The organism is Kitasatospora sp. NPDC029367 (assembly GCF_055569135.1).
In genome coordinates, this window is the sequence record NZ_JBVHYH010000025.1 from 102,918 (window position 1) to 107,087 (window position 4,170).

At 78.3% G+C, this 4,170-nt stretch carries 2 protein-coding genes; both read left to right on the forward strand.

The window, feature by feature from the left end; genetic code table 11:
* Positions 1–321: 321 nt before the first annotated feature.
* Entirely contained in the window at positions 322–480 is a 159-nt protein-coding gene (locus ACZ4W5_RS16600; RefSeq protein ID WP_360233010.1) for a hypothetical protein, read from the forward strand.
* Positions 481–735: 255 nt separating this feature from the next.
* Complete coding sequence (locus ACZ4W5_RS16605) at positions 736–4,086, forward strand: S8 family serine peptidase (RefSeq protein WP_465655127.1); 3,351 nt, start codon at positions 736–738, stop codon at positions 4,084–4,086.
* Positions 4,087–4,170 lie beyond the last annotated feature (84 nt).

The window sequence follows — 4,170 nt, forward strand, 5'->3', positions numbered from 1 at the left end:
TCCCCTTTCTCTCTCCCCCCCCCCCCCCCCCCCCCCCCCCCCCCCCCCCCCCCCCCCCCCCCCCCCCCCCCCCCCCCCCCCGGGCCCTGCTGCGTCCCCCCGGGTGGCCGCCGTCTCAGATACTAGGAAATCCGAGTATTCGTGCAGACACGGCCGGGGCGGGGTCGTACCGTGGAAGAGCCATACGGTGTGCCGCCCCTGTAGCCAGGGTGTGCGGCCCGTGTGCGCGTGCGCCCCCACGGGCAGGCGATCCCTGCCCCCGCGCGTACCCCTCCCACCCCCTGCCGCGCTTTCCCGCGCGCCGCTTCCAAGGAGCCCGGTATGCCCACCACCGCCGACCGCCACGCCACCACCGCCCCCGCCGCCACCCCCGTCCGCGCCCCGCGCCGCCGCCGGGCCGCCGAGCGGAACCCCTTCGCCGCCGCCGCGCTGCAGCGCTCGCTGGACCGCCGGGACAACGGCGGCGCCACCGGGCACTGAGCGCGGCCGGGGCCGGCCGGCGCCGTCGAGCGGCGTTGATCGCCGTCGATCGGCGTTGATCGGACTACTGGGCCGACCGGGCTGACGCCGCGTCACCCCATCGGGTGCGAACGGGACCCGTTCGAGGGAAGTCACTCGCCCCCGTCATCGCGATCATCCTAATTTGGAGCCCCCGGAAGGGTGATCGACGTCCGCGCGGGCGGGCGTCTGCGACACGGTGTGCGGATCAGTCCCCCTCCCGGGGGAGAGTCACCAGTGCGTCTGCCACCCGTCCGCCGACCGGTCGCCCGGATCGGCCTCACGCTCGTCCTGCTGGCCACCGGCGCGGCGCTCGCCGCCACCCCGGCCGCGGGCGGACCGCCCAGCGCCGGACCGCCCAGCGCGGGACCGCCGGGCCGGACGGCCTCCGTCCTGCTCGAACTCGACACCGAGGCGGCCGGACCGGCCTGGCGCAGCGCCGCCGACGGCGCCCGGCGGGCCCGGCGCTCGCCGGACGCCGTCCGCCGGGAGGCCGCCCGGGCGGGCGCCGCCCAGCGCTCCCGGGCCGGGGACGCGCTCGACCGGCTCGCCGGGGCCGTCCACCGGTCGGCACCCGCCGCCCGCGAGCTCTACCGCACCCGCACCCTGCTCACCGGCCTGGCGGTCAGCCTCCCCGCCGACCGGCTGCCCGCCCTGCGGGCGCTGCCCGGCGTCCGGGCCGTCCACCCGATCGTGAACAAGCAGCGCGACAACGCCTACTCCGTCCCGCTGACCGGCGCCCCGCAGGTCTGGTCCGGGGACACCGCGCCGGACGGGAACACCGGCCGGGGCGTGCGGATCGGCATCATCGACAGCGGCATCGACTACACCCACGCCGACTTCGGCGGCCCCGGCACCGAGGAGGCCTTCCGCTCCGTCGAGCGCGGCAAGCCCGCCCCGGCCGCGCTGTTCCCCAACGCCAAGGTGGTCGGCGGCAAGGACCTGGTCGGCGACGACTACAACCCCGACCCGGCGGCCCCCAACCACCAGCCGGTGCCGCACCCCAGCGACAACCCGCTGGACTGCGTGCGCAACGGGCACGGCACCCACGTCGCCGGGACGGCCGCCGGGTACGGCGTCACCGCCGACGGCCGCCCGTACGCCGGCCCCTACCGGCCCGGGCTCGACCCGGCCTCGTTCCGGATCGGCCCCGGCGCCGCCCCCGGCGCGCAGCTGTACGCGATCCGGGTGTTCGGCTGCGACGGCTCCACCGACCGGCTCGCCCAGGCCCTCGACCTGGCCGCCGACCCGAACGGCGACGGCGACCTCGGCGACCGGCTCGACGTGGTCAACCTCTCCCTCGGCAGCCGCTTCGGCAGCCCCGACGACGCCGACGCGCTGGCCGTCGACCGGCTCGCCGAACTGGGCACCGTGGTGGTCGCGGCGGCCGGCAACGAGGGCGACGTGTACGGCATCGGCGGCAGCCCCGGCACGGCCGTGCGGGCGATCACCGTGGCCGCCTCCGTGCACGGGCACGCCGATGTGGACGGCATCACCGTGCTCGCCCCCGCCGCGCAGGCCGGGGTCGTCCCCGGCCACTGGAGCGAGCGCTACCGGGGCTGGACCACCGCCGAGGTGACCGGCGGGCTCGCCGTGCCCGCCGACCAGGCGGACGGCTGCACCGAGTTCAGCGAGGCCGACAAGCAGCGCCTCAAGGGCCGGATCGCGGTGCTCACCTGGAACACCCGCGACCCGGACCGGGCCTGCAACTCCGGCCCGCGGGCCGACCACGCCGCCGACGCCGGGGCGATCGGCGCGCTCTACGCCGCCGACACCGACCACCTGGCCGAGATCTCCGGCGACGACCGGATCCCGGCCGTCCTGCTCGGCCGCGCGGACGGCGAACGGCTGTTGAAGGCCGCCGCCGACGGGGACGTCCAGGTGCGGCTCGCCGCTCCCGGCAACCCGCTGCACGGCTCGGTCGCGCGGAACCAGCCGGCCCGGGTCGACACCCTCACCGACTTCACCTCCCGGGGCATCGGCCTGCCCGGTGTGGTCAAGCCCGACCTCGCCGCCCCCGGGGAGACCATCTGGTCCGCCCTGGTCGGCAGCGGCACCGGCGGCCAGCGCGAGAACGGCACCTCGATGGCCACCCCGCACGTCGCCGGACTGGCCGCGCTGGTCCGCGCCGCCCACCCGGACTGGCCGGTCGAGCAGGTCAAGGCCGCCCTGATGAACACCGGCACGGACACCTACCTCGGCGACGACCACAGCGGGCCGGTCTACGGGCCCGAGCGCACCGGCGCCGGGCGGGCCCGGGTCGACGGGGCGGTCCGCACCCCGGTGGTGGCCTACGCGGCGGGGGAGGGCGCGGCGCCGGGCGGCGTCGGGGTCTCCTACGGGCCGGTCGAGGTCGGCGGGCCGACCGCCCTGGTCCGTGAGATCGAGCTCGCCAACCACTCGTCCGCGCCGCTGAGTTACCGCACCGGCTACGCGGCCGCCACCGAACTGCCGGGCGCCGCCTTCGAGGTGAGCCCGGGACAGGTGGAGGTGCCGGCCGGCGGCACCGCGCGGGTGCGGGTCACGCTGTCCGTCCCGGGGCGGCTGGGGCGCGTGCCCGATCCGACCATCGACACCGAGCAGGGCGGCCGGGCCCGCAGCTACCGGGGCGAGCTGTCCGGCCGGGTGCTGTTCAGGCCGGTCACCGACCGGGCCCTGCCGCAGCTGAGGGTCCCGGTGTTCGCCGCCCCGCGCCCCACCGGCGACCTCGGCGTCGCCGCCTCCGCCCGGACCGCCCGGGACGGCACCCTGGTCACCCTCGGCGGCCGGGCCGCGCCCGGCGCGGCCCCCGGACTGGTCAGCGCCTTCGCCCTCGGCGGCGAGGGTGCCCGCTGGCCGGACTGCCGGCCCGGCGACGGCAAGGCCGTCGGCCCCGGCGCGGGCATCCGGCCCGAGGACACCGGGGAGTCGGCCGAAGCGTCCCAGGAACCCTGCGTCGAACACCCCGGCGACCGGGTCGCCGACCTGCGGGCCGTCGGCGCGGCCGCCGACGCCGAACTGCTCTACGTGGGTGCCCGGCTGTGGGCCCCGGCGGCGACCCCGGTCGGGCTGTACGGGGTGCGGGTGTCGCTGGACACCGACGGGGACGGTGTCACCGACGTGGTCCTCAAGGCCGACCGGCTGCGCGGCAGCGACGTCCTGGTCTCCCGGGCGCTGGACGCCCGCACCGGCGCCGAACTCGACGTCCAGCCGCTGAACGCGCGCTGGGGCGACACCGACACCGAACTGCTGGACAGCGACGTGGTGGTGCTCCCGGTCCGGCTGAGCGCCCTGCCCGGCGTCGGGCCCGGGCACAGCACCGTCCGGTACGGGGTCTGGACCGGCGTGGCCGCTCCCGGCACGCCCGACCCGGCCGACTCCTTCTCCTCGATCGGCCTGCGCGGCACCCGCCCGACCGTCGCGCTGGACGTCCTGCACCCGGCCCTCACCGTGCGGGCCGGCCTCACCGGTCCGGCCGTGATGGTCACCCCGGCGGGCCCCGGCACCCTGCTCGACGTGCACCGCGCGCCCGGCGACGGCTCCCGGCTCCTGCTGCTGTACCACTTCAACCCGGCGGACCGCCGGGCCCAGGTGCTCGACCTGCCGTGACCCGGCCCAGGGGGGGGGGGGGGGGGGGAGGGGGGGGGGGGGGGGGGACGGGGGGGGGGGGGGGGGGGGGGGGGAGGGTTCCCC

Bases quoted from the DNA above. Each gene is read 5' to 3' on its own strand.
- ACZ4W5_RS16600 (WP_360233010.1), top strand. From the start codon at position 322: ATGCCCACCACCGCCGACCGCCACGCCACCACCGCCCCCGCCGCCACC.